Raw genomic sequence first — 23,996 nt, forward strand, 5'->3', positions numbered from 1 at the left:
TGGGACCTGTGACCGAGCCCGTCTTCGGCGTCGACGCGGCCACCACGGAAGCCGGCCTCGACCGGTGGGCCGCCGAGATCCAGGCCAAAGCCGACCGCTACAACGCCATGCAGCAGGAGGTCACCGCGGTCACCGCGACCCAGTCGTCGCCGGACGGCTCGGTGACGGTCACCGTCGACTCGGCGGGCGCGGTCAAGGACCTCCAGTTCACCGAGGACCTCAAACGCCTGCCCGCCGCGCGCATGGCCGCGCTCGTCGTGGACACGATGCGCCGCGCGCAGGCCAAGATCGCCGACCAGGTCAGCGAGATCGTGCGCGAACGCGTCGGCGACGACGAGCAGACCACCGACGCGGTCGTCGGCGCCTACCGCGCGCGGTTCCCCGAGCCGGAGCCGGAGCGGGCCGATCCGACCATGCGGGTAGGCCGGTTGGACGAAGAAGACGATCAGCCGGAACGGCCGCGCCCGCCCCGCCGTCCCAACTCCGACGATGACGACTTCGGTGGTCCGATCCTGCGCTGACCTGGGGGTGCCATGCCCGACGGCAAGTACGACGTGGTGGTCGACGAACTGCGCGCGCACGCGAGCAGGCTCGACGGCCTCGCCGAGCGGCTCAACACCGCGGCCAACGCGGGCAACGAGGTGACCATGGGCACCGAGGCGTACGGCAAGATCTGCGCCTTCTTCGTGCCCATCGTGCAGAGCGTCTCCGAACCCGGCCTCGACGCGCTCGCCTCGGCCGCGGGCCGCATGGGCGAGACCGCCGCGGGCGTGCGCGGCACCGCAGACGGCTACGACCAGACCGAGCAGGGCAACGCGCAGAGTCTGGGCGGTGGCCGATGACGAATCCCCTTGTCGCGCAACGACAGGACTCGACCACCGCGATCAGCGGCATCGGCATCGCCGAGTCCGCCGTCGACCTCTACAACGGCATCGAGTCGAAGTCGTGGCTGGAAGGCAGCATCGGCGGGGTCGGCGTCGGCCTCGAAGCCCTCTCGCTGGCCATGGACCCGGTCGGCACGCTGCTCAGCTACGCGGTGTCCTGGCTGATGGAACACGTCAAACCGCTGTCGGACGCACTCGACTGGCTGTGCGGCGACGCCGACCAGATCGCCGCCTACGCCCAGACCTGGAAGAACGTCGCCGCCGAGACCGGCAAGGTCGCCGAGGACTTCGGCAACGAGGTCAAGAACGGCACCGCGGGCTGGACCGGCGGCGCCGCCGACGCCTACCGCGCCTCGGCCGCCCAGCAACTCGACCAGGTCTCCGCCGCGTCCACCTGCGCGGGCTCGATCGGCTCCACCGTCCAGATCGTCGGCGTCCTGGTCGGCGCCGTGCGCGAGATCGTCCGCGACCTCGTCGCCGAGTGCGTCGCCACGCTGATCGCCCGCATCCCGCAGTGGATCGCCGAGATCGGCGGCACGCTGGGCATCGCCACCCCGCACGTCGTCGCCTCCGCGGTGTCGCTGATCGCCAAGTGGGTAAACCGGATCAAGGACTTCATCAAGGCGCTCACCAGGTCGCTGAACTCCCTGTCGGGCCTGCTGAAGAAGCTGGACGAACTGTGGGCGGGCATCAAGAAGGCCCTGCCCGGCGGCCGCGGCGCCGACGTGCCGTCGACCACGACACCCAACAGCGTCAAGTCCCCGAGCACGAGTTCCACCACGCCGTCCGGCGCCACCTCGCCGAGTGGCGCGAGCCCGGACGGGCCGTCGACCAGCCCGTCGGGCTCGACCACGCCCAGCGGCACCTCCCCGGACAGCCCGTCGACCTCCCCGGACGGCCCGTCGACCTCCCCGAACAGCTCGACGAGCCCCAACAGCACGACATCCCCGAACAGCACTTCCCCGAACAGCACGAGCCCCAACGGCACGTCGCCGGACGGCACGAAGCCGTCGCCCACGAAGCCCGACGACACCTCGCCCAGCCGCCCGGCCGACCCGAACGACACCCGCACGCCCGAGTCCGACCGCAGGTGCAAGAACGACCCGATCGACGTGGCCACCGGCGAGATGGTGATCGCCAAGGTCGACGTCAGCCTCCCCGGCGTGCTCCCGCTGGTGCTGCGCCGCGTCCACGTCTCGTCGTACCGCGTCGGCAGGCTGTTCGGGCCGTCGTGGGCCTCGACGCTCGACCAGCGGCTGGAGGTCGACGCGCTCGGCGTCGTCTTCGTCGCCGAGGACGGGATGCGGCTGGTCTATCCGATGCCGTCCGGCGACGAGCCCGTGCTGCCCAAGGTGGGTCCGCGCTGGCCCCTCACCCGCACCGCGGACGGCTACGCGATCACCGAACCTGCCGCGGCGGTGTCCCGCCACTTCGGCCCGGATCTGCGGATCGCCGCGATCACCCACACCGCGGGGCACCGCATCGACATCGACTACACCGACGGCGTGGTCAGCGGTGTGCGCCACTCCGGCGGTTACCGCGTCACCGTCGACACAGCCGGCGGCCTGGTCACCGGCCTGCGCCTGGCGGGGGAGATCGACCTCGCGCGGTTCACCTACGACGGCGACCGCAGGCTGGTCGCGGTCACCAACTCCTCCGGCCGCCCGATCCGCTACGACTACGACGCCGAGGGCCGCGTCACCGGCTGGAAGGACCGCAACGAAAGCTGGTACCGCTACCTCTACGACCAGGACGGCCGCTGCGTGCGCAACGTCGGCGCGGGCGGCTTCCTCGACGGCACCTTCGAGTACCTGCCCGACCGGACCGTCTTCACCGACGCGCTCGGCCACGCCACGACCTACCACCTCAACACCCTGCGCCAGATCGTCCGCGAGGTCGACCCGGCCGGGAACACCGTGCGCACCGAGTACGACGAGTTCGACCGGCCGCTCGCCCGCACCGACCAGGTCGGGAACGTCACCCGCTATCGCTACGACGACAACGGGAACCTCGCCGAACTCGTCCGCCCCGACGGGTCGGTCTCGCGCGCCGAGCACAACGCGGCGGGCCAGCCGACCCGGATCGTCGAGCCCGGCGGCGGCGAGTGGCGGTGGACCCACCTGCCCAACGGCAACCTCGCCACGGTCACCAACCCGATCGGCGCCACCACCACCTACACCTACGACGAACGCGGCGGGCTCGCGTCGGTCACCGACGCCGAGGGCGGCGTGCGCCGGGTGCGGTCCGACGCGGCCGGGCTGCCCGTCGAGGTCGTCACCGCGACCGGCGGCGTCACCCGCTACGACCGCGACGCGTTCGGCCGCGTCACCGCGATCGCCGATCCCGTTGGCGGCGTGACCCGGCTGTCGTGGACGGTCGAGGGCAAGCTGGCCGCGCGCACCTTCCCCGACGGCTCGACCGAGCGCTACCGCTACGACGGCGAGGGCAACCTGGTCGAGCACCTCGACCCGCTCGGCCAGTCGACCAGGGTCGAGTTCACCCACTTCGACCTGCCGTCGGCCGAGATCAGCCCGGACGGCTCGCGCCTGGGCTTCACCTACGACGGCAACCTCCGGCTGACCGCGGTGACCAACGCCAACGGCCAGACCTGGCGCTACGACTACGACCCGGCGGGCAGGCTGGTCCGGGAGACCGACTTCGACGGCCGCGAGATCGCCTACGCCCACGACGCCGCGGGCAGGCTCACCGCCAAGACGAACGGCGCGGGGGAGACCACGTCGTTCACCTACGACTCGCTCGGCCAGGTCGCCACGCGCGTCGCCCCGGAGTTCACCACCGTCTACGAGCGGGACGCGGCGGGTCGGATCATGGCCGCGCGCGGCGCCGACGCCGACGTCCACTACGAGCGCGACCGGCTCGGCCGGGTGCTCCGCGAGACCGTCGACGGGCGCACTGTCGAGTCCACGTACGACCTGGTGGGCAGGCGGATGACCCGGCGCACCCACTCCGGCCTGGAGAGCCGCTGGGAGTACGACGGCGCGGGCAAACCGACCGCGCTGCACACCGCGGGCCGCACGCTGCGGTTCGGCTACGACGCCGCGGGGCAGGAGGTCGAGCGCGTCCTGGCCGAGACGGCGGTGCTGACCCAGACCTGGGACATCAACCACCGGCTCCGCTCGCAGGCGCTGACCCAGTCCGAACGCCTGGTGCAGCGGCGGTCCTACGGTTACCGCGCCGACGGGCACGTCAGCCACATCGTCGACCAGCTCGGCGGCTCCCGGGAGTTCGACCTCGACCAGCTCGGCCGCGTCACCGCGGTGCGCGACGAGGGCTGGACCGAGCGGTACGCCTACGACGCGGCGGGCAACCTGGCCTTCGGCCAGTGGCCCGGCGACGGCGACGCGGCCGGTGAGCGCGAGTACGCGGGCAGCCGGATCAGCCGGGCGGGCACTGTCCACTTCGAACACGACGGGCAGGGTCGGGTCGTGCTGCGGTCGCACCGGACGCTGTCGGGCAAGCGGCGCGAGTGGCGCTACCGGTGGACCAGCGACGACCGGCTCGCCGAGGTCGTCACCCCGGACGGCGTCCAGTGGCGCTACCGCTACGACCCGCTCGGCAGGCGCGTCGCCAAGCAGCGGCTCGTGGACGGCGCGGTCGCCGAGTCGGTGGAGTTCACCTGGGACGGTCCCGTGTTGGCCGAGCAGCACAGCTCCGGCCAGTCGGTGAGCTGGGAGTGGCAGCCGGGGACGTTCCGGGCGGTCGGGCAGGTCGACGTCGACCGCCAGTTCTACGCCATCGTCACCGACATCGTCGGCACCCCCACGGAACTCATCGACGCGGAGGGCGCCGTCGCCTGGCACTCCCGCCCGAACATCTGGGGCGCGACGCAGGCGGGCGGCGACGGCGTCTCGTGTCCGCTGCGGTTCCCCGGCCAGTACCACGACGCGGAAACCGGGCTGCACTACAACCACCACCGCTACTACGACCCGGCCACCGCGCGCTACGCCTCCAGTGACCCGCTGGGCCTGGCGCCGTCGCCCAACCCGTACTCGTACGTGTTCAACCCGCTGGGCTGGACCGACCCGCTGGGCCTGGAGAAGTGCATCGACAACCGCGACTTCCCGTCGCGGCAGGACGCGCTCGACGCGGCCTACGACCGCGCGGGCATCCCGCGCGGCGCCGAGCCCGACGCCCGCTGGGAGGTCGGCGGCGACCCGACCCGCCGCGGCGAAGCAGGCTACCGCTACTCCGAGGACCCGGGCGCGCACGGCAACTACATGCAGTTCGAGACCCCGGACGGCTCTCGCGTCATCGCCGAGCACACCAACGACCCGCGCGCGCCCGGCCCCCACTTCCACGCGGGCGAGCCGAAGGGCGACGCGAGCCGCGATGGTGTGAACTTCGGCTGGGACCCCGGCGAGTTCGAGCGCTACGGCCAGGTCGACGGCAAGCACCACTACTTCTATCCGAGGGGCACGTGATGACCGACGCGCGGGAAGCCCTGCTCACCCGGGCGGGGCTGGAGGTCCTGGGCGCCGCGGACCTCGCGGGCACGGTCACCCCGGCCGAGGCTTGGCGCCGCGTCGCCAGTGGCGCCGCCGCCGTGGAGATCCCCGAGGACGACCCTCTCGCGCGGGTCGACACGGAGTGGCGGGCGCTGGCGGACGAGACCGGCCTGCTCGACGCGGACGGATCGTTCCTGATCAGCCCGGCAGGGGTGGGCTCGGCCAAGCTCGGCTGGGTCGTCGTCCGGCTCACCCCGACCACCCGCCTGGCTGCGACGCTGGTCGCCCATCCCGGTGAGCCGGAGTTCGTCACAGCGGCCCGGGACGGACACGTTGTGCTCGGGGTCACCACCGAGGAATACGGAGTCTGGCTGGTGCGCGCCTGACGAATCCGGCGGGTCGTAGACTCGGCGGGTACCAGAGTCGAGCTCGTCAGGAGATACGCGTGCCCAAGCTGGACCCCGGGGCGCTGGAGGAGCTGCACCAGGTCGAGTCCGAACTGGACACGCGCTGGCCCGAGACCAAGATCGCCCCGTCGCTGGAGCGGATCGCCGCGCTGGTCGACCTGATCGCCGACCCGCACCGGGCCTACCCGGTCCTGCAGGTCGCGGGCACCAACGGCAAGAGCTCCACCACCCGGATGATCGACGCGCTGCTCACCCGAGTGGGGCTGCGGACGGGCCGGTTCACCAGCCCGCACCTGCAGCTCGTCACCGAGCGCATCAGCCTGGACAACGCGCCGATCAGCCCCGAGCGGTACGTCGAGGTCTTCCGCGACCTTGAGCCCTACATCGCCATGGTCGACGCCAAGTCGGACGTGCGGATGAGCAAATTCGAGGTGCTCACCGCGATGGCGTTCGCCGCGTTCGCCGACGCCCCGGTCGACGCCGCGGTGGTGGAGGTCGGGCTCGGCGGCAGCTGGGACGCCACCAACGTCGCCGACGCGCGGATCGCCGTGGTGTGCCCCATCGGCATCGACCACGTCGACTACCTCGGCTCCGACATCGTCGGCATCGCGCGGGAGAAGGCCGGGATCATCAAGCCCGGCTCGATCGCCGTCATCGCCGAGCAGAGCCCCGACGTCATGACCGAGCTGCTGCGCCGCTGCACCGAGGTCGACGCCACCGTCGCCCGGCAGGGCTCGGAGTTCGGCGTCATCAACCGGCACGTCGCCGTCGGCGGCCAGGTGATCGAACTGCAGGGCCTCGGCGGCGTCTACGACGACATCTTCCTGCCCATGCACGGCGCCCACCAGGCCGCCAACGCCTCGCTGGCCCTGGCCGCCGTCGAGGCGTTCTTCGGCGCGGGCACCGAACGCCAGCTCGACGTCGACGCCATCCGCGAAGCCTTCGCCACGCTGCAGGTCCCCGGCCGCCTCGAACGCGTCCGCATGTCCCCGAGCGTCTTCGTCGACGCCGCCCACAACCCGCACGGCGCCGCCGCCCTCGCCGCCGCGCTGGACGACGAGTTCGGCTTCCGCAAGCTCGTCGGCGTACTGGGCATCATGGGCGACAAGGACGTCGCCGGGATCCTGACCGCGCTGGAGCCCGCGTTCGCCGAACTGGTCGTCACCGCCAACTCGTCGCCGCGGTCGATGTCGCCGGACCTGCTGGCCGAGGCCGCCATCGAGGTCTTCGGCCCCGACCGCGTCCACGTCGAACAGCGCCTCGACAACGCCATCGACACCGCGGTCCGCCTCGCCGAGGAAGTCGACGACCCCCGCGAACCCATCGCGGGCGGCGGCGTGGTCGTCACCGGCTCGGTCGTCACCGCGGGCGAGACCCGCGCCCTGTTCGGGAAGGACCCCGCATGACCGCCCCGGACCCGATGAAGGGCTTCCGCGGCGTCATGTCCGCGGTCCTGATCCTCGAAGCGATCGTCGTCCTGCTCGCCCTCCTGGTCGTCGCGAAGGCCGACGGCGTGGTGAGCTGGGAGGGCTGGCTCGTGGGTGGCCTGGCCCTGCTGATGATCCTGGCGTGCGGGGTCGTGGGCAGGCCGTGGGGCATCTGGGTCGCCCTGGGCCTACAGGGCGCGATGATCCTGTGCTTCTTCATCGTCCCCGCCTTGGGCGCCGTGGGGATCTTGTTCGGCCTGGCCTGGGCCTGGATGCTCTGGGCCCGCAACGACGTCGCCAAGCGCATGGCCGAGGGCAACCTAGGCGGAGTCGATTCCTAGCGCCTTGGCGAGTTGGCGTTTCGGGACGCCGCCGAACTTCGTGCGCACCCGCAAGATGTAGTTGCGCGCCGTGCTCAGCGTGATCCCCAGTTCCTCAGCGATCTCACCCGCCGTCAGACCGCGCGCGGCCAACAGCGCCACCTCACGCTCCCGCGCCGTCAGCCCCGCCGACGTCCGCCGCGACTGGCTCGCGGGCACCGGCACATGGTCGCCCCACCGGTCCAGCGCCCGATCCCGCACCACCGCCGCCAGCGACCGTTCCGCCCCGCACGCCTCGAACAGCGCCACGGCTTCCCGTCGCAGGCCGTTGTCCGACGAGACGATCGCCGCCGCGTGCAGCGCGCGGCCCGCGGTGATCGGTTCGGGCAGCGAAGCGAACTGACGGGCCGCGTCGACCAACTGGTCGGCACCCCGCTTGCCCGCCAACAGCCCCTCCACAAACCCCCGCGCCGCCCGCCCCCGCGGATTGGCGGGCCACAGATCGGCGACCAACGAGGCTTCCCGCGCGGCCAACCCCGGATCGACTGCCGCCAGCGCCAGCAGCGCGTCCTCCCAGCCGAACCGCATGTTCCGCTCCCGGATCCGCCGCAGCGCCGCGACCGCCTCCCGCCCCGGGTTCGGCTCACGGCGCGCGTGCCGGGTCATCGCGAGCACGCCCGCCGCGAAGCAGCCGACCTGCGGATCCCAGTTCATGATCCGCTCGAAGTCGGCGGCCAGCGGCCCGGAATCCAGCGTGCGCTGACGCTCGTAGGCGACCGCGGCCTCGACAGCCGACCGGTAGTTCCACGGCATGGCTGGGTCGTCGGCGGGCAGGGTGGCCGCGGCGAGGTCGCCGACACGCACGCGGAGCCACGCGTCCTGGATGGCGAAGCGGAACACCCAGGCCGGGCCGTGGGCGGTGCTGCGGCCCTCGGCGATCACGGCCGCCGCGCGCGAGTGGGCGCCGACGCCGAGTTCGGCGAACGCCCAGTTCGTGTAGTTGAGGGCGACCATCTGCGCGGCCACCGAGTCCGCGCCGCCGGTCGGCACCCGCACCGAGTCGCGCCAGCGGTCGAGCGGTTCCCCTTGGTACGTCTCGATGATCGACAGGTGGCCGCGGCAGAACGCGATCGTCCACGGGTCGCCCAGGCCCTCGGCCAGCGTGACCGCCTCCGCCGCGAGCCGTTGGCGGTGCGTGGGGGAACTGGTCGTGTGGTCGGTCGCCATCCGCGCCAGCGTCACCGCCTGCCCGCGCACGTCGCCCGCGGCGGAGAACTCGGCCAGCGCCTCCGTGCAGTACTGCGTGAACGCCGACGACCGGGTGCGCGCCCTGGTCAGCAGGACCGCGCCGCGGCTGGACGGGCCGCGCACGCCCGACAGGCACGCGTCGAGGATCGACTCGGTCCTGCCCGCGTCCGCGCCCCAGAGGAACAGCAGATTGGCCATCTCCGCCATCGCGACCAGGTCGTCGTCCGGCGGCGCCACAGCCCGGTTGACGTAGTCCCACACCAGCGCCAACCCGGCGTCGGGGTCGCCCCGCAGCCCGAGCACCTCGGCCGCGCGTGTGGTGGTCTTGGCGCCCTCGCTGACCTCGCCCGCGAACGACGCGACCAGCGAACCGGTCGAAACCGGGCGCGCGTCGCCGCCACTGGTGGTCACCCGGACGACTTTATAGGCAGTTTGTGACCTCGTAAAACGCCGACATCCGCCGTTTCCTTATCGGCAGTCGGCTTGTGGTCGACCGGACGTCCCCTGCAACCGTCCTCGGAGGAACCCCGCATGTCCATCTCATCCCGCGCCCGGCGCGCGGCGATCGCGCTCGCCATCGGCGCGGGCGCCATCGCGGTGCCGACCGCGATCGCCGCCCCGTCGGCGGAAACGGCGGCCACCGCCGAGTCCGCGACGTTCGAGCAGCCCCTCGGCTCGGCCGAGTCCGTCGCCGCCGCGGCGGGCAAGCGCGCCTACCTCGTCCTGTTCGACCCGGCCGCGCCCGCGAGCACCGTCACGGCCGTCAAGCAGGCTGTGGTCACCAAGGGCGGCACCGTCTTCGCCGCCTACGACGCGATCGGCGTCCTGGTGGCCCACTCGACCTCCGCCACCTTCGCCGCCGACCTGCGCCCTGTCGCGGGCGTGCAGCAGGTCGGCGCGACCCGCACCACCGACGTCCCGGCCGCCGCGGACAACCCGGCCATCCCGTCGACACCGAGCCAGACCACGCCGACGGCGAGCGAGACCAGCCGCTACGACATGACGATCATCGGCGCGGACCGGGCCTGGGCGGTCAACCAAGGCTCGCCCAGCGTGACCGTCGGCGTCCTCGACACCGGTGTCGACGACCAGCACTACGACCTGAAGGCCAACTTCGACGCCTCGAAGTCGGCGTCCTGCGCCTACGGCAAGCTCGACACCCGCGCGGGCGCGTGGCGCGAGGTGCACACCCACGGCACCCACGTCGCGGGCACCATCGCCGCGGCCAAGAACGGCAAGGGCATGGTCGGCGTCGCCCCGGGCGTCAAGATCGCCTCGGTCCGCGTCGCCGAGCCGACCACGTCGCTGTTCTTCCCGGAGAACACGATCTGCGCGTTCGTCTTCGCCGGTGACCAGGGCTTCGACGTGACGAACAACAGCTACTACACCGACCCGTGGATGTTCAACTGCCCGAGCGACAAGGACCAGGCGGCCATCCTCGAGGGCGTCAAGCGGTCCATCCAGTACTCGGAGAACAAGGGCGTCCTCAACATCGCCGCGTCCGGCAACGAGAACTACAACCTCGCCGCGAAGACGACCGACACGACGAGCCCGGACGACTCGACCCCGGTCACCCGCACCATCACCAACGACTGCCTCGACCTGCCCGCCGAGATCCCCGGCGTCGTCGCCGTCTCGTCGATCACCTCGTCGAACGCCAAGTCGTCGTTCTCCAACTTCGGCCTGAACAAGATCCACGTCGCGGGCCCCGGCTCCGGCGTCTACTCGACGGTCCCCGGCGGCGGCTACGCCACCTACGACGGCACGTCGATGGCCTCCCCGCACGTCGCGGGCGTCGCCGCGCTGCTGGCCAGCACCCACCCGAACGACACCCCGGCCCAGCTGCGCGCCCTGCTCAACACCCAGGCCGACGACCTCGCCTGCCCGTCCGACAGCCGCTGCACCGGCACCACGGCGAACAACGCGTTCTTCGGTGAGGGCCGCGTCGACGCCTTCGAGGCCGTCAACACCGGCACCCCGGGCAACACGGTCACCGTGACCAACCCGGGCAACCAGACCGGCACCGTCGGCACCGCCGTGTCCCTGCAGATCCAGGCGTCGGACTCCGACCCGAACCAGACGCTGACCTACTCGGCCACCGGCCTGCCCGCGGGCCTGACGATCAACGCCTCGACCGGCCTGATCAGCGGCACCCCGACCGCGGCGGCCACGTCGTCGGTGACGGTCACCGTCAAGGACACCACCAACGCGTCGAAGAGCGTCACGTTCTCGTGGACGGTCAACCCGACGACGCCGCCGACCGGCGTGCTGGTCAACGGCGTTCCCGTCACCGGCTTGGCAGGCGCCCAGGGCGCTTCGCTGCGGTTCCAGATGAACGTCCCGGCGGGCGTCACCAACCTCCGGTTCGTCACCTCGGGCGGCACCGGCGACGCCGACCTGTACGCCAAGTTCGGCACCGCCCCGACCACGTCGGTCAACGACTGCCGCTCGACGGGCTCGGCCACCGCGGAGACCTGCACCATCGCCACCCCGAGCGCGGGCACCTACCACGTCCTGCTCTACGGCTACTCCGCGTTCTCCGGCGTCACCCTGACCGGCAGCTACGCCGCCGACTCCACGGTCGCGCTGACCAACGGCGTCGGCAAGGGCCCACTGTCGGGTGCCGCGGGCTCGGCGCAGTTCTTCAAGCTGGACGTCCCGTCCGGCGCCACCAACCTGCGGTTCACGCTGGCGGGCGGCACCGGTGACGCCGACCTGTACGTGCGGTCCGGCTCGAAGCCGACCACCAGCTCGTACACCTGCAAGTCGGACGGCGCCACCACCACCGAGACCTGCACGATCAGCTCGATCACGCCCGGCACGTACTACGTGCTGGTCCAGGGCTACTCGGCTTACTCGGGCACCACGCTGACCGGCAGCTACACGCCGTAAGGCTTGAGACGAACCGCCCGGCCGCGGCTAGTGCGGCCGGGCGGTTCGTTTTCTAAGGTTGCCCAGCACTTCAACGACTGGCTGCGCGACATGACAGCGTTCGTGTCGGGGCGCGTGACCCATGAGCTGATGGCCTCGGTCTGGCCGACGATCGACGCTGACCCGAACATCTCCGCGCAGGAGGCCGAGTTCGCCGTCCTCTGGCGCGAGAAGCGGAAGATCGTCTACTCCCGCACACTGTCCAGTGTGGACGGGGCGGAGGTCCGCTCGGAGGTCGTGCCCGCCGAGGTTGCCGAGCTGACGGCGGAGGGTGACATCGTGGTGGGCGGGGCCGACTTGGCCGCGGAGTCCGCCCGCCAGGGCTTGATCGACGAGTACCGGGTCTACGTGCACCCGGTGCTGATCGGGGCGGGCAGGCCGATGTTCACCGGCGCCACGGCGGACCTGCGCTTGCTGGGGAGCCACACCTTCGGCAACGGGGTCGTGCTCCTGCGGTACGCGGTCAACTGAGGCATTTCCCCTGGTGAAACGCCTACGCCACCTCGCATCTCACCCCCGTTGACCATCACCGCCTAGACACGCAGCATGACCAACCTCAACCGCCGCACCCTCTTACGCGCGGGCGGTATCGCCGCCGCCACCGCGGTCGCCGCTCCCGGCATCGCCTACGCCGCCCCCAAGGACCGCCCCGTCCTCACCCACGGCGTCCAGACCGGCGACGTCACCGCCGACGGCGCCATCGTCTGGACCCGGTCCGACCGTCCCGCGCGGATGATCGTCGAGATCTCCAAAGACGAGACCTTCAAGCACGTCCGCACCATCGCGGGCCCCCACCTCACCCCGGAAACCGACGGCACCGGCCGCGTCCGCCTCACCAACCTCCCGCCCGGACACGAGATCCACTACCGCGTCCGCGCCGAAGGCGACCGCGCCGCCAGCGAGCCGTTGACCGGCTCGTTCCGCACCGCCCCGCAGGGCCGCCAGGACGTCCGCTTCACCTGGTCCGGCGACATCGCGGGCCAGGGCTGGGGCATCAACCCCGACATCGGCGGCATGACCGCCTTCGCCGCGATGGCCGCCTGCAAGCCGGACTTCTTCATCAACAGCGGTGACACCGTCTACGCCGACGGCCCGCTCAAGGAGACCGTCACCCTCCCCGACGGCCGGATCTGGCGCAACGTGGTCACCCCCGAGAAGCTGAAGGTCGCCGAGACGCTCGCCGAGTACCGCGGCCAGTTCGCCTACAACCTCCTCGACGACAACTACAAGGCCCTCGCCGCCCGCACCCCCATGGTCGCCCAATGGGACGACCACGAGGTGGTCAACAACTGGTACCCCGGTGAGATCCTCGACCTCGCCCAGTACACCGAGAAGCGTGTCGACGTCCTCGCCGCGCGCGCGTTCCAGGCGTTCCACGAGTGGCAGCCGATCGACCGGAAGCGCGCCGAGGACGGGCGTGTCTACCGCGGTTTCCGCTACGGCAAGCACATCGAGGTGTTCGTCCTCGACATGCGTACGTACAAGGACGCCAATAACTCCCCGCGCGACGGCGTCGGCCGCGTCCTCGGCGATCGCCAGGCCCGCTGGCTCGTCAACGGCCTCGCCAACAGCAAGGCGACGTGGAAGATCGTCGCCGCCGACCTGCCCATCGGGCTGATCGTGCCCGACGGCAAGGACATCGAGGGTGTGGCGAACGGTCTCCCCGGCGGGCCGGGCGCGCGCGAGCACGAGATCGCGTGGGTGCTGCGCACGATCTCCCGCAAGGGTGTGCGCAACGTGGTCTGGCTGACCGCCGACGTCCACTACACCGCCGCCCACCACTACTCGCCCGACCGCGCGGCCGTCGGCGACTTCGACCCGTTCTGGGAGTTCGTCTCCGGCCCGATGAACGCCGGCGCGTTCGGCCCGAACACCCTGGACCCGACGTTCGGCCCCGAGGCCGTCTTCGTGCACGCCCCGCCCGCGGCCAACACCTCGCCGCTGGACGGATTCCAGCACTTCGGCGAAGTCCAGGTCGACGGCCACAGCGGCGAACTGACCGTCCACCTGCGTGACGGCAAGGGCGTGGCACTCTGGTCGAAGACCCTCACGCCGTAGGGGAATGGATCGCGCCGCCTTCCGGTTGCGGGCTGTGAGACCACGATCGGAAGGCAGCGCGATGTCCCGCAGGTTCCTGTTCCTCCTCGCCAGCACCCGCCGCGACGGCAACACCGAGCACCTGGCCCGGCGCGCGGCGGCTGGGCTGCCCGAGGGCACCGAGGTCGAGTGGCTGTCCTTCCTGGACCACCCGCTGCCGCCGTTCGAGGACATCCGCCACGACGGCGACGGCGTCTACCCGGCGCTGGAGGGCGACGCGAAGCTGCTCTTCGACGCCACCGTGGCCGCCACCGACATCGTGATCGCGTCCCCGCTCTACTGGTACACCGTCTCCACCAGCACCAAGCTCTACCTGGACCACTGGTCCGGCTGGTTCCGCATCCCCGGCGCCGACTTCCGCGCGCGGATGGCGGGCAAGACCCTCTGGTCGGTCACCGCCCACAGCTCCGACGACACGTCCTACGCCGACGGCCTGGTCACCACGCTCCGCCTCTCCGCCGACTACATGAACATGACCTGGGGCGGCGCGCTCCTCGGCTTCGGCAACCGGCCCGGCGACGTGCTCACCGACACGGCCGCGCTGACCGACGCGAGCACCTTCTTCACCGATGAGCTGAGCCGGGTGGGCGAAACCCACCCGGCCTGAACCGTCAGCGCCGCACGCCGTCGACCAGCACGAACGCGGCCAGCGTGACGCCGAGGACCGGCAGCGCCCAGCCGACGGCGCCCAAGATCAGCACCGCGACGACGAGCACCGGAACCGGGACCAGCCGCCACACCGGCTCCGGGGCGGGCGCGAACCCGCCGGTCGTCGGCCGCCTGCGCCACCACATCCGGTAGCCCAGCACCAGCAGCACCAGCGCCCCGAGGGCGACCAGCCCGAGCAGGAGCTGGTTGGCGAACCCGAACAGCGTGCCGCTGTGCGCCTGGACGCCGAGGGTCGTTAGCTTGGCCAGGAGCGGGAAGTCGTCCCAGCCCTGCCGGGCGGTGACCTCGGCGGTGTACGGGTCGACGGCGATCGTGGTCTTGCGGACCGGCAGCCCCTCGGCCGTCTCGGCGATCTTCAGCGGCTTGGTCGCCGACGCGCCCGGCGTGATCGTGAGCTGACCCTGCATGCCCTGCTCACGCGCCACCGACAGCGCCTTGTCCAAGCCGATCGCCTCGCCCTGCTGCTCCACGGCGGGCGCGGTCAGGCTCGGCGACTTCGCGTTGAGCGCGGCGATCGCGGTGTCGAAGTTGGCGCCCGCGTAGTTCGACCAGGTCAGGCCGGTCGCGCTGAGCCCGAGCAGCGCGAGCGACAGCCACAGGCCCAACGCGCCGTGCCGCGACCGCGTGCGGGCCCGGGGCGAACCGGTCGCAGCGGGAAGCAGCAGGGCGCGAGCCGACCGCTTGCGCCGCCGCCCGATCCACAGCACCAGGCCGCCGAGCACGACGAACGGAAGCCAGCTCGCCACGAACTCCGAGTACAGCCTGCCGACGTCGCCGAGGTGCAGCGACCCGTGCAACTCGCGTAGCCACACCTGCGCGGGCGGCCGGTTGTTCACCGTGACCAACTCGCCGTTGACCTTCGCGGTGTACGGGTCGACGTAGACGGTCAGCGTCTCGGTCGAGAAGTGGTCCGCGCCGTGCGCGAGACCCGGCGCGTCGAGCACGACCTGGGTGGTGCGGTCGGGGTCGGTCGGCACGATCACCGACTTGACCTTGCCGTCCGGGTGGCCCGCCAGCGCGGCGCTGACCTGGTCGGCCAGCGGCCGCACCGGACCGCCCGGCTCGGCCACGTAGAGCTTGTCGCTGTAGAGCAGATCGTTGAGCTGGGGCGTGAACGCGTAGAGCAGGCCGGTGGCGGCGAGCACGGCGAGGAACGGCGCGATCGCCAGGCCCGCCATGAAGTGCACCCGGCGGGCGAGTGCCCACAGTGGACTCTTCGGTTTCGGCGGGGTGGCCGGTGGACTCGGTGCGACAGCGGGATCGAGCGTGGTCATGCGGACTCCAGGGTCTGGGGATGGGCGCGCGGCAACGGCACCGGGGTGCGGCGCACGCGGTGGGGGAGAAGCTCAGACCGTGGAAGCGGGTGGACCGCGCAGGACAACGACGTGACGAAGGAGCCCGACGCCCGCGGCGACCGGCGCCCCGTACGACGTCAGACGTCGTACCAGGAGGGTGGCGGGCTCGAAGCCCACCGGGCACAGCGTTCGCAGGAAGCGGTCCAGCCCCGCCCACAGCCTGCGTTCGCCGCGGCGGATCCACCACGCCAGCAGGACGGTCGCCACGACGTGCGCGGCGAGCATCGGCAGCGTCGGCGACGCCGTCGACACGTGCGTCATGTGCGCGGCGCCGACCATCGCCGTCAGGGTGACGTGGGTGCTCAACTGCCCGCCCGCCAGTAGCGCGACGAGCGTGCCGAACCCCTGCTCTCGGGCGGTCAGCAGCCAACTGGGCAGCAACAGCAGCGCCGCGGCGGCGGTGATTCCCGGGCCGGACCAGGTGCCGCCCGCGACCACGTGCCCGACGGCACCGGTCACCAGGGCGGCGACGAGCGTGGTCGCGGTGCGCCTGCCGCGCGCCGGAACCCGCCTCCTGCCAGCCACGACCCGTTCCCTTCCGCCTCCGGTCGGCCCAGACTAACGGTGCCGACCTGGCGTGATCCGGGCTGCGAGCACAAGTTCACCTGCCGTCAACACCACAGCGGAAGTCGGTCTGACTAGGGGGTTCCCTCGCCGGGACAGACATCTGGTGAACTCTTCGTACGGGTCTGGATCGGCTGTCGAGAGGCTCGTTATGAACGAATCCATGACCCGACTGCAACGACGGACCTTCCTCATCGGCGGTCTCGCCAGCGCCGGCGCCACCATGCTCAGCGCGAGCACCGCATCCGCCATCGCCTACCCCTTCACCCTCGGTGTCGCCTCCGGCGAACCCGCGGCCGACGGCTTCGTGATCTGGACCCGCCTCGCCCCGAGCCCGCTCAACTCCGACGGCCTCGGCGGCATGTCCAGCGCCAACGCGATCGTGGAATGGCAGGTCTCCACCGACCAGTACTTCACCAGCCTGGCCGCGTCGGGCACCTTCACCGCCACCCAGTCGTGGGCGCACAGCGTGCACGTCGAGGTCACCGGCCTGCAGCCGGGCCGCGACTACTGGTACCGCTTCCGCGCGCTCGGCCACATCTCGCAGGTCGGGCACGCGAAGACCGCGCCCGCAATCGGCACCGGCAGCTCGCTGAAGATGCTGTTCGCGTCGTGCTCGCACTACGAGGCGGGCTACTTCACCGCCTACCGCAGGATGGCCGAGGAGAACCCGGACCTGATCCTGCACCTCGGCGACTACATCTACGAGGGCGGCGCGGGTGGCTCCGGCGTGCGCACCCACCAGCCCTCCGGCGAGATCACCAGCCTCGCCAACTACCGCGTCCGGCACGCGCTCTACAAGCGCGACGTCGACCTGCAGGCCGCGCACGCCGCCGCGCCGTGGGTCGTGGTGTGGGACGACCACGAGGTGGAGAACAACTACGCGGGCATGATCCGCGAGAACTCCACGCCCGCGGGCGACTTCACCGCCCGCCGCGCCGCGGCCTACAAGGCGTACTACGAGCACATGCCGCTGCGGTCCCCGCAGATCCCGGTCGCGCAGAACCTGCAGCTCTACCGCCGCCTGCGCTGGGGCAGCCTCGCCACGCTGCACATGCTCGACACCCGCCAGTACCGCGACGACCAGGCGTGCGGCGACGGCACCAAACTGTGCCCGGCCGCCGACGACCCGGCCCGCACGCTGACCGGCGCGACGCAGGAGTCGTGGCTGCTCAACGGCATGGCGCAGAAGCTCGGCACGTGGGACCTGATCGGCCAGCAGGTGTTCTTCGCCCAGAAGCTCGCCGCCGCCGACGGCTCCAAGAGCATGGACAGCTGGGACGGCTACACCGCCAACCGCGGCCGCATCCAGAACGGCTGGGACGCGCAGGGCCTCAAGAACACCGTCGTGCTCACCGGCGACGTGCACCGCTCGTGGGCCAGCAACCTCATGCAGAACTACTCGACGCAGAACCGGATCATCGGCACCGAGCTGGTCACCACGTCGATCACCTCCGGCGGCGACGGCAGCGCGACAGACAACGGCCTGTCGAGCCTCAACCCGCACGTGAAGTTCTACAAGAACCAGCGCGGCTACGTCCGCACCGTCGCCACCCCGACCGAGATGACCGTGGACTTCCGCGTCCTCGACAAGGTGACCGTGCGCGACTACCCGATCAAGACCGCCCAGACCTACGTGATCCAGGCGGGCAACCCCGGCCTGCAGACCCCGTGAACGGACTGACCATGCGCAAACTCCTGACAACGGCGGCCCTCGTCGCCGCCGGAACCGTCGCGTTCGCGGGCACGGCCACGGCAGACGGCACGATGACGTGGACGACCGCCAACTCGACCTCCACCGGCGACCAGGACAACTCGGCCGTCGCGTCGGTCCGCACCGGCTACACCGCCGTGGTGTGGGAGGACGACCGCGACACCACCAACCCGGCCGACAACCTGCACAGCGACATCTGGATCCGCCTCTACCGGGACGGCGTGTCGCTGTACGAGAAGAAGCTGTCCGCGGGCGGCACCGGCAACTGGCGCCACGTCCAGCCGGACGTGGCGCTGCACGAGAGCGGCGTCGCGGTCGTCACCTGGGCCGAGGACCCCGACGGCAACGGCGTCTTCCAGATCGCCGTGCGCGAGGTGAACACCGCGGGCACCGTCACCGGCTCGGCCACGGCGAACGCCAACTCGGCCGGTCAGCAGACCGTGCCGTCGGTCGCCGCCGACCCCGACGGCACCGGCTTCGCGGTCGCCTTCGAGGACAAGCAGTCCACGACCCCGGCCACCGTGCGGCTGTCGGGCTACGCGTCGATCACGTCCAAGACCTACGAGATCCAGGTCCACGCCGCGGGCGGCACCCACCAGCGCCCGGACGTGGCCATGGGCGCGGCCCAGAACGCGATCGTGGCCTGGGACGAGGACGGCGACGCGAACGGCTCGTTCAACATCGCCCGCAAGAGCTTCACCTCGGCAGGCGCGCAGAAGCTGGCGCAGGCCGTGGCCAACGTCAACGCGGGCGGCCAGCAGCGCCGCGCGTCGGTCGCGGCCAACTTCAACGGCGACTTCGTCATCGGCTGGGAGACCGACCACACCGGTGTCGCCCAGATCGGCGTCCGCTCCTTCTCCGCGACCGGTGTCGCAGGCCCGGAGACCCTGGTGCCGGGCACCGACCCCCAGGTCGGCATCGACGACCAGCGCGCCGCGGCCGTGGGCTGGGTCGACGCGCAGGACATCTACGTGCAGGGCGTCAACGCCGACGGCTCGACCACCGGCAGGCACCCGCGCACCCGGGTGAACACCACGGTCACCGGCCGCCAGGACGAGGCCGCGCTGACCGTGGACGCGTGGGGCCAGGTTGTCGTGGCCTACACCGATGACAACGACGGCAACCTGTTCGACCAGGTCTACCTGGGTACGGGGATCACCAACAGCACTTGGTGAAACCGTTGGCGGCGCGGCCTCTCGGGCCGCGCCGCTAGTCCCAGACGGTGATCGCGAGCATGAAGTCCTTTGTGGACGCGCTGGTGACCTGGACGAGCGCGGCCCGGCCGTCGCTGGTCCGCACGCAGAACGTCGTCCCCGGCTGGGGATCGTCGAAGTACTCGGCGGGCGGGTTGGCGCTGGCGACCGCGTCGAGACACCGCGCCCGACCCACCGGCCCCGCGACCGCGACGGCCTGGGTCTCCGGCGGGACCACCCAGATCCGGTGGTCGTCCACCGCGAGTTCGTTGACCGTGCCATACGCCTGCGGTGGGTTCAGATCGAGATCCACGGACTCCTTGCTGGCGTACAGCCGGAACGTCCCCGAGTAGCGCACGGATTCCCCAGGCACGGCAACAGGAACCGTGGTCGTGGTTGTGGTGCGCGGCGTCGGCTGGGGGTTGGTCGGCACGGGCTGCGCGGTGTGCGTCGTCCGCACAGTCGGCACGCCGGTCGTGTCGCGGCGCGGGCCGGGATCAGGGTTCGCAGTGGTGGTGGTCGTCTCCGAGGTGACCACAGTGGTCGGCTGGAGCGCGGAGATCGTCACGGTCGGGCTCTCGGACGCCGTGCCCGCGGGCGCGCCGCCGGTGCCGATGAGCAGCAGCAGGCCCGCCGTCAGCGCGATCACCGCGCCGATCCCGAGCGCGGCGGTCGGTCGCCACGTGTGGTTGCCGTGCCAGCGGCCCCACAGCAGCCAGCCCGCCAGCCCGATGAACACGCCGATCAGGCCGAGCGCGGCCAGCTCGCCGGGCGAGTCGACCTCCAGCGGCGTCACCTTGACGAACACCGCGACCACGCCGAGCGCGGCGACCAGCACCGCGATCACCGCGGCCCACCATTGCAGGAGGGTTGGTTTCTGTCCGCCGGGCACGCCCACCTCCGTCACGGTCGACCAAGGTCAAGTCTAGTGACTCACGACACATGCCTCAGTCGATTTATTCCGTCGAGGTGGGCGCGCCCGCAGCGGCTACAGGTAAGCCGACACGTTGTCGGCGAAGCGCTGCCACACCTCCCGCGCGGCGCCGCTGGAGACCGTCAGCGACGCCGACAGCGTCCACGGGCCCCAGGACCGCACGTCCAGCTCGTAGCCGTACGGCGCGCGCAGGAACGTGAAGGTGATGTGCCTGCCCGGGCCCTCGACGTGCCCCGGCAGCGACCGGAACGTCCAACTCGTCGCCGACCGGTCGACCACGAGGACCGGGTTGGTGGTGCCGAACAGCGGCAGCCCCGGCACCGAGTACAGGTCGCACCGCGACCCGACCGGCGGCAGGTACCGGCAGTCGGAGTCGAACGGGAAATACACGGTCAGTTGCTCGGCCACGATCGCGGCGAGTTCCTCGGACGTGCGGACCTCCTCGACCCAAAGGTCGTACCGGTAGTGGTAGGAGAGGTCCTGCGGCCCGGCGGACGCGGGCACGGCGGTGGTGGAGACCAGGGCGGCCAGGAGCGCGAACACCGAGGCGATACGTCTAGTGACGGACACTGCACTCTCCGTTCAGTCGGGAAGCCCACCGTGGCCCGACGGCGGGGCGCGCGGCAACCGGTGCCACCGGACCGGGTTACCCTCCTCACACGCACGTGTCGTGCGGTCGAGAATCCCCATGAAGGAGTAGGGAAAGCCGTGAGTGAGCGCACCCTGGTTCTGGTCAAGCCCGACGGTGTGAGCCGTGGCCTGGTCGGCGAGGTCATCTCCCGAATCGAGCGCAAGGGCCTGACCCTGTCGGCGCTCGAGCTCAAGAACGTCGACCGCGGAACCGCCGAACAGCACTACGCCGAGCACGACGGCAAGCCGTTCTTCGAGTCCCTGCTCGAGTTCATCACCTCCGGCCCGGTCGTGGCCCTCGTCGTCGAGGGCCCCCGCGCCATCGCGGCGTTCCGCCAGCTCGCGGGCGGTACCGACCCGGTCGACAAGGCCACCCCGGGCACCATCCGCGGCGACTTCGGCCTTGAGGTCCAGTACAACCTCGTGCACGGCTCCGACTCCCCGGAGTCCGCCGAGCGCGAGATCAAGCTCTGGTTCCCGAACCTGTGACCGAAAGGGCCGCCGCCGCCGAACCGGCGGCGGCCCTTTCGCTAATTCGCTCGGAAGTGTCAGTCCCCTTGTCTACTGTGGCCGCGTGGGTGGCAACGGCGCCTTGGTGCGCGCGGAAGGGCTGACGAAGCGCTTCGGCGACTTCACGGCGGTCGACGGCATCGATCTCGACGTGCGGCCGGGGGAGGCATTCGGCTTCCTCGGGCCCAACGGGGCCGGTAAATCCTCGACGATGCGCATGATCGCCTGCGTCTCGCCGCGCACCGGCGGTGAACTGAGCGTGCTGGGGATGGACCCGCTCAGCCAGGGCCCGAGCATCCGCGCCCGCCTCGGGGTGGTGCCGCAGCTCGACAACCTCGACACCGAGCTCTCGGTCCGGCAGAACCTGCACATCTACGGCCGCTACTTCGGCATGCCCAAGTCGCAGGTCCGGGCCAAGGCGGTCGAGCTGCTCGACTTCGCCCAGCTCACCGAGCGGGCCGACGACCCGGTCGAGCCGCTGTCCGGCGGCATGAAGCGCCGCCTCACCATCGCCCGGTCGCTGATCAACGACCCGGAGCTGCTGCTGCTCGACGAGCCGACCACCGGCCTCGACCCGCAGGCCCGCCACCTGCTGTGGGACCGGTTGTTCCGGCTCAAGCAGCAGGGCGTCACGCTGATCATCACCACCCACTACATGGACGAGGCGGAGCAGCTGTGCGACCGCCTCGTCGTCATGGACGCGGGCAAGATCGTCGCCGCGGGCAGTCCCGCCGAGCTGATCGCGCGCTACTCGACCCGCGAGGTGCTGGAGCTGCGGTTCCCGCCGGGGGAGCAGCACGCCGACGCGGTCGCCGACCTGGCCCAGCGTGTCGAGGTCCTGCCCGACCGCCTGCTCCTCTACACCGCCGACGGCGAGGCCGCGCTGGCCGCCGCGCACGAGCGCGGGGTCCGGCCGGTGTCGAGCCTGGTCCGGCGCAGTTCGCTGGAGGACGTCTTCCTCCGGCTCACCGGCCGGACGCTGGTCGACTGATGACCACCACCCAGCCCACCGGCCGCGTGCTCTCCCCGGTGCGCGCCTCGTTCCTGGTCTTCGACAGCTTCTGGACCTGGTACCGGCGGAACTGGCGCGCGTCGGTCACCTCCAGCTTCCTGCAGCCCGCGCTGTACCTCGTCGCGCTGGGGTTCGGGTTCGGCTCACAGGTGCGGCCCGGCCCGGCCACCCTCGGCCTGCCGTACGTGCAGTACCTGGCGCCCGCGCTGCTGGTGGCGTCGATGATGCAGATCGCGGCGTTCGAGTCGACGTACCCCGTGCTGTCGGCTTTCCGCTGGCAGCAGACCTACCTGGCGATCACCGCCACCCCCATCACCCCCGGCCAGGTGCTCGGCGGCCAGCTCACCTGGATCGCGGCCCGCCTCGGCTTCTCGGCCGTCGCGTTCGCCCTGATCGCGGCGGTGCTGGGCGCGGTGACCGGCCCCGCGATCGTGTGGTCGGTGTTCATCGCGGTGCTGACCGGCATGGCGGTCTCGGCGCCGATCGTGGCCTACTCCGCGACGCTGGAGAGCGAGGGCCAGGGCTTCAACGTGCTGTTCCGGTTCATCATCATCCCGATGACCCTGTTCGCGGGCACGTTCTTCCCCGTCGAGCAGCTGCCAGGCTGGGTCCGACCGCTCGTGTGGATCACCCCGCTGTGGCACGGCACGGAACTGTCCCGCGACCTGACGTTCGGCACCGTCGAGCCGCTGCAGGCCCTCGGCCACCTGACCTACCTGGTCGCGCTGCTCGCCCTCGGCGCGTACCTGGCCAGGCGCGTGTTCAACCGGAAGCTGGCGGTCTGAGATGACGACCGTGACCCGACCACCAGCCGCCCCGGAACCCTCCGGCCTGCTGCTGCGCGTGCTCCCCACCGGCTTCTACGCGGGCCGCGCCACCGCCCTGATCGAGCGCGCCGCCATCGTCAACCGCCGCGCCTGGCTGCTGATGTTCACCGGCTTCTTCGAGCCGCTGTTCTTCCTGTTCGGCCTCGGCTTCGGCTTCGGCAAACTCGTCGGCGACGTCGTCGGCCCCACAGGGCAGCCGATGACCTACCTGGCCTTCGTCGCCCCCGCCCTGCTGGCCGCGTCAGCCATGAACGGCGCGGTGTACGACGCGACGTTCAACTTCTTCTTCAAGTTCAAATACCGAAAGCTCTACGACGCCGTCCTCGCCACCCCGCTTGGCCCCCTCGACATCGCCATCGGCGAGATCACCTGGGCCCTCATCCGCGGCGCCATGTACGCGGCGGGGTTCCTCGCGGTGATGCTGGGGATGGGCCTGCTGACGTCGTGGTGGGCGCTGCTGGCACTGCCCGCGGCCCTGCTGATCGCCTTCGGCTTCGCCGCCGTGGCGATGGCGTGCACGACGTTCATGCGGTCATGGCAGGACTTCGACTACGTGCAACTCGCGCTGATGCCGATGTTCCTGTTCTCCACCACGTTCTTCCCGATCACCGTCTACCCGCCCGCCATCGCCTTCGCCGTGAAGTGCTTCCCCCTCTACCACGCCATCGAACTCATGCGCGGCCTGTGCACCGGCTTCGTGGACGCGTCGATGCTCGGACACCTGGCGTACTTCGCGGTGATGGTCGCCGTGGGAGTCGTCGTCTCGGCACGCAGGCTGGGCAAACTCCTGCTCTCGTGACGGGTTACC

The 23,996-nt window shown here is 71.2% G+C and carries 21 protein-coding genes; 16 read left to right on the forward strand and 5 right to left on the reverse strand.

What is annotated here, in order from left to right; genetic code table 11:
• Window positions 1-8 precede the first annotated feature (8 nt).
• From ACSHT8_RS31510 to ACSHT8_RS31535, 6 genes are read left to right on the forward strand one after another with little or no spacing between them, the layout of a single operon-like run.
• Window positions 9-521: a YbaB/EbfC family nucleoid-associated protein gene (locus ACSHT8_RS31510; RefSeq protein WP_436495175.1), complete on the forward strand. Its 513-nt coding sequence runs from the start codon at window positions 9-11 to the stop codon at window positions 519-521.
• Window positions 522-533: 12 nt separating this feature from the next.
• The gene (locus ACSHT8_RS31515; protein ID WP_436495177.1) at window positions 534-842 is read left to right on the forward strand and encodes a type VII secretion target; all 309 of its coding nucleotides are present in this window, start codon (window positions 534-536) and stop codon (window positions 840-842) included.
• Entirely contained in the window at window positions 839-5,326 is a 4,488-nt protein-coding gene (locus ACSHT8_RS31520; RefSeq protein ID WP_436495179.1) for an RHS repeat-associated core domain-containing protein, read from the forward strand. The genes ACSHT8_RS31515 and ACSHT8_RS31520 overlap by 4 nt, the downstream gene beginning before the upstream one ends.
• Window positions 5,326-5,736: a hypothetical protein gene (locus tag ACSHT8_RS31525; RefSeq protein ID WP_436495181.1), complete on the forward strand. Its 411-nt coding sequence runs from the start codon at window positions 5,326-5,328 to the stop codon at window positions 5,734-5,736. The genes ACSHT8_RS31520 and ACSHT8_RS31525 overlap by 1 nt, the downstream gene beginning before the upstream one ends.
• A gap of 59 nt (window positions 5,737-5,795) precedes the next feature.
• Window positions 5,796-7,163 carry a bifunctional tetrahydrofolate synthase/dihydrofolate synthase gene (gene folC, locus ACSHT8_RS31530; RefSeq protein WP_436495183.1) on the forward strand — a complete coding sequence of 456 codons (1,368 nt, stop codon included), beginning with the start codon at window positions 5,796-5,798 and terminating at the stop codon, window positions 7,161-7,163.
• The gene (locus ACSHT8_RS31535; RefSeq protein WP_436495185.1) at window positions 7,160-7,525 is read left to right on the forward strand and encodes a DUF4233 domain-containing protein; all 366 of its coding nucleotides are present in this window, start codon (window positions 7,160-7,162) and stop codon (window positions 7,523-7,525) included. The genes folC and ACSHT8_RS31535 overlap by 4 nt, the downstream gene beginning before the upstream one ends.
• Here ACSHT8_RS31535 and ACSHT8_RS31540 read toward each other — a convergent pair.
• Window positions 7,505-9,163: a helix-turn-helix transcriptional regulator gene (locus ACSHT8_RS31540; RefSeq protein ID WP_436495187.1), complete on the reverse strand. Its 1,659-nt coding sequence runs from the start codon at window positions 9,161-9,163 to the stop codon at window positions 7,505-7,507. The genes ACSHT8_RS31535 and ACSHT8_RS31540 overlap by 21 nt on opposite strands.
• Window positions 9,164-9,283: 120 nt before the next feature.
• Here ACSHT8_RS31540 and ACSHT8_RS31545 point away from each other — a divergent pair, with 120 nt between their 5' ends.
• The 4 genes from ACSHT8_RS31545 to ACSHT8_RS31560 all read left to right on the forward strand — a co-directional run bounded on the left by ACSHT8_RS31545 (window position 9,284) and on the right by ACSHT8_RS31560 (window position 14,387).
• Window positions 9,284-11,644, forward strand: a complete 2,361-nt coding sequence (locus ACSHT8_RS31545) for a S8 family serine peptidase (protein ID WP_436495189.1) — start codon at window positions 9,284-9,286, stop codon at window positions 11,642-11,644.
• A 30-nt stretch (window positions 11,645-11,674) separates the two neighbouring features.
• Window positions 11,675-12,154, forward strand: coding sequence for a dihydrofolate reductase family protein (locus tag ACSHT8_RS31550; protein ID WP_436502233.1), 480 nt, complete (start codon window positions 11,675-11,677; stop codon window positions 12,152-12,154).
• A 75-nt stretch (window positions 12,155-12,229) separates the two neighbouring features.
• On the forward strand, window positions 12,230-13,741 hold the full coding sequence (locus tag ACSHT8_RS31555) for an alkaline phosphatase D family protein (RefSeq protein WP_436495191.1): 1,512 nt from the start codon (window positions 12,230-12,232) through the stop codon (window positions 13,739-13,741).
• Window positions 13,742-13,802: 61 nt separating this feature from the next.
• Window positions 13,803-14,387 (forward strand): flavodoxin family protein, encoded by a 585-nt coding sequence (locus tag ACSHT8_RS31560; RefSeq protein ID WP_436495193.1) that lies wholly within the window; start codon window positions 13,803-13,805, stop codon window positions 14,385-14,387.
• Between the two features lie 4 nt (window positions 14,388-14,391).
• Here ACSHT8_RS31560 and ACSHT8_RS31565 read toward each other — a convergent pair whose 3' ends face one another.
• Both ACSHT8_RS31565 and ACSHT8_RS31570 read right to left on the reverse strand, forming a co-directional pair.
• Entirely contained in the window at window positions 14,392-15,723 is a 1,332-nt protein-coding gene (locus ACSHT8_RS31565) for a PepSY-associated TM helix domain-containing protein (protein ID WP_436495195.1), read from the reverse strand.
• A gap of 72 nt (window positions 15,724-15,795) precedes the next feature.
• Window positions 15,796-16,329: a hypothetical protein gene (locus tag ACSHT8_RS31570; RefSeq protein ID WP_436495197.1), complete on the reverse strand. Its 534-nt coding sequence runs from the start codon at window positions 16,327-16,329 to the stop codon at window positions 15,796-15,798.
• A gap of 202 nt (window positions 16,330-16,531) precedes the next feature.
• Between ACSHT8_RS31570 and ACSHT8_RS31575 the strand changes: the two genes are divergently transcribed.
• A complete protein-coding gene (locus ACSHT8_RS31575) occupies window positions 16,532-18,043 on the forward strand; it encodes an alkaline phosphatase D family protein (RefSeq protein WP_436495199.1) in 1,512 nt (503 codons plus the stop codon).
• An 11-nt stretch (window positions 18,044-18,054) separates the two neighbouring features.
• A complete protein-coding gene (locus ACSHT8_RS31580) occupies window positions 18,055-19,257 on the forward strand; it encodes a hypothetical protein (RefSeq protein ID WP_436495201.1) in 1,203 nt (400 codons plus the stop codon).
• Between the two features lie 34 nt (window positions 19,258-19,291).
• Here the strand turns inward: ACSHT8_RS31580 and ACSHT8_RS31585 are convergent, their stop codons facing one another.
• A complete protein-coding gene (locus tag ACSHT8_RS31585) occupies window positions 19,292-20,182 on the reverse strand; it encodes a hypothetical protein (protein WP_436495203.1) in 891 nt (296 codons plus the stop codon).
• Between the two features lie 81 nt (window positions 20,183-20,263).
• Entirely contained in the window at window positions 20,264-20,779 is a 516-nt protein-coding gene (locus ACSHT8_RS31590) for a hypothetical protein (RefSeq protein WP_436495205.1), read from the reverse strand.
• A 138-nt stretch (window positions 20,780-20,917) separates the two neighbouring features.
• Between ACSHT8_RS31590 and ndk the strand changes: the two genes are divergently transcribed.
• From ndk to ACSHT8_RS31610, 4 genes are all read left to right on the forward strand, one after another.
• Window positions 20,918-21,328, forward strand: coding sequence for a nucleoside-diphosphate kinase (ndk, locus tag ACSHT8_RS31595; RefSeq protein ID WP_436495207.1), 411 nt, complete (start codon window positions 20,918-20,920; stop codon window positions 21,326-21,328).
• 85 nt (window positions 21,329-21,413) lie between these two features.
• A complete protein-coding gene (locus ACSHT8_RS31600) occupies window positions 21,414-22,340 on the forward strand; it encodes an ABC transporter ATP-binding protein (RefSeq protein ID WP_436495209.1) in 927 nt (308 codons plus the stop codon).
• Window positions 22,340-23,146 (forward strand): ABC transporter permease, encoded by an 807-nt coding sequence (locus ACSHT8_RS31605; protein WP_436495211.1) that lies wholly within the window; start codon window positions 22,340-22,342, stop codon window positions 23,144-23,146. The genes ACSHT8_RS31600 and ACSHT8_RS31605 overlap by 1 nt, the downstream gene beginning before the upstream one ends.
• Window position 23,147: 1 nt before the next feature.
• Window positions 23,148-23,987 carry an ABC transporter permease gene (locus ACSHT8_RS31610; RefSeq protein ID WP_436495212.1) on the forward strand — a complete coding sequence of 280 codons (840 nt, stop codon included), beginning with the start codon at window positions 23,148-23,150 and terminating at the stop codon, window positions 23,985-23,987.
• Window positions 23,988-23,996: the final 9 nt, after the last annotated feature.

It is taken from the genome of Actinokineospora sp. HUAS TT18, assembly GCF_051364635.1.
Lineage (GTDB): Bacteria > Actinomycetota > Actinomycetes > Mycobacteriales > Pseudonocardiaceae > Actinokineospora.

Coding starts and splice junctions, on each gene's coding strand:
- ACSHT8_RS31545 (WP_436495189.1), top strand. CDS start 9,284: ATGTCCATCTCATCCCGCGCCCGGCGCGCGGCGATCGCGCTCGCCATC.
- ACSHT8_RS31520 (WP_436495179.1), top strand. CDS start 839: ATGACGAATCCCCTTGTCGCGCAACGACAGGACTCGACCACCGCGATC.
- ACSHT8_RS31565 (WP_436495195.1), bottom strand. CDS start 15,723: ATGACCACGCTCGATCCCGCTGTCGCACCGAGTCCACCGGCCACCCCG.
- ACSHT8_RS31605 (WP_436495211.1), top strand. CDS start 22,340: ATGACCACCACCCAGCCCACCGGCCGCGTGCTCTCCCCGGTGCGCGCC.
- ACSHT8_RS31575 (WP_436495199.1), top strand. CDS start 16,532: ATGACCCGACTGCAACGACGGACCTTCCTCATCGGCGGTCTCGCCAGC.
- ACSHT8_RS31525 (WP_436495181.1), top strand. CDS start 5,326: ATGACCGACGCGCGGGAAGCCCTGCTCACCCGGGCGGGGCTGGAGGTC.
- ACSHT8_RS31535 (WP_436495185.1), top strand. CDS start 7,160: ATGACCGCCCCGGACCCGATGAAGGGCTTCCGCGGCGTCATGTCCGCG.
- ACSHT8_RS31610 (WP_436495212.1), top strand. CDS start 23,148: ATGACGACCGTGACCCGACCACCAGCCGCCCCGGAACCCTCCGGCCTG.
- ACSHT8_RS31555 (WP_436495191.1), top strand. CDS start 12,230: ATGACCAACCTCAACCGCCGCACCCTCTTACGCGCGGGCGGTATCGCC.
- ACSHT8_RS31515 (WP_436495177.1), top strand. CDS start 534: ATGCCCGACGGCAAGTACGACGTGGTGGTCGACGAACTGCGCGCGCAC.
- ACSHT8_RS31580 (WP_436495201.1), top strand. CDS start 18,055: ATGCGCAAACTCCTGACAACGGCGGCCCTCGTCGCCGCCGGAACCGTC.
- ACSHT8_RS31560 (WP_436495193.1), top strand. CDS start 13,803: ATGTCCCGCAGGTTCCTGTTCCTCCTCGCCAGCACCCGCCGCGACGGC.